The organism is Moorena sp. SIO4A1 (assembly GCF_010672065.1).
Classification (GTDB): domain Bacteria; phylum Cyanobacteriota; class Cyanobacteriia; order Cyanobacteriales; family Coleofasciculaceae; genus Moorena.
The window spans coordinates 1-1,255 of sequence record NZ_JAAHHX010000849.1; the positions used below are offsets into that span (position 1 = coordinate 1).

The window sequence follows — 1,255 nt, forward strand, 5'->3', positions numbered from 1 at the left end:
TTCACAGAGGGCTGCCTCAGGAGTTTCTCCCCAGGCATGACATCCTTTAATCGCTGGAATATAGGCGACAAAAGTTCCGTTGTCATCGGGACGTAAAATAATTTTATAGTCCTTTAATGATTTCATTTCTTTTGCAATTTTATCTAGTTCGGTAAGCCTAGGGCTAGGAATTTCCACTCCTTGTGGTTTCTATAGCAATTCTCTATGCCATGAGGTACAAATAGATCCCCCTAAATCCCCCTTATCAAGGGGGACTTTGAGGTTGAGAAGCGTACCTCATAAATTCTATAAACGCTATATATCCTGTCTTCGTGTTGGATTTGTTCAAGGGACAGTTTTTTAACTTTTTCTATGAGTCGATTTTCGCTTAGTGCTATTTGCTGTCATGATTAATTACGTTTTTTTGATTATATTTTTTGAATTACTATAACACGATCGCTCTTAGCGGAAGCTGAGGCCAAAGGCCACGCTTTGCGAACGCTTCATCGCCTTTGGCGGCTGCTTTGCAGCATCGCACTTACAATTAAAGAGAAAATCTTAGGGTAACAAGCCTGAATATTATAGTGTCGGTAGAGCGCGATCGCAACTAGTGAGGAGGTAAGCATTCAGCTATCAGCCGTCAGCCGTCAGCTTATTTTATTCAAAAGCACCATTAGTAACGTACGCTATGGGCATAAACTGTTCCCATAGCGTGGCCACAGACCTTTAGCACCGATTGCACTACTTGAGGTGCTGCGCGAACAGTAGCGCATTAGCTGATAGCTGATAGCTGACGGCTGAATGCTTACGTGAGGAGCAATGGAATGATTGAGTTGATCACTCCCATGCGGTGAGTACAATAGCATTGCGAAACTCATCATACCTATCTGATAATTCTTCCTCCTTCTCAGTAAGGATATCTATTGCTTCTTCTTCGTCTTCGCTCAACTCTTCTAAGGGTATGGCCGCTAGTAGCGTTCGCTCTTCTAGTACTCCAATCATTCCGAACAATTGATCGCGGTAAGCGTCAAAAAAATCTACATCATATAGGTTAGCTAGAACAGCAGCCCGCCGCTTTTTCCCTTTCTTCCTTGCTTTCTTGATCTTCTTTTGCTGCTTTTGAGAGCGATGGTATTTATCATCCCCCATTCCAGAGTGAACGGGAAACTCTCCTTTCACTTCTTGGTAAATGAATGGTAAATCACGAAAGAAAAACTCTTTCTCGTCCTGACCTAGGCGATATCCAGACATGTGAATGATACAATCAGCGGTAAGC

Annotated in this window: 1 protein-coding gene; it reads right to left on the bottom strand. The window is 42.9% G+C overall.

Translation table 11 applies throughout. The features are described from left to right. Positions 1–816: 816 nt before the first annotated feature. Positions 817–1,255 (bottom strand): hypothetical protein (locus F6K53_RS43445; RefSeq protein ID WP_293086943.1); only part of this gene is annotated, 439 nt, incomplete at its 5' end.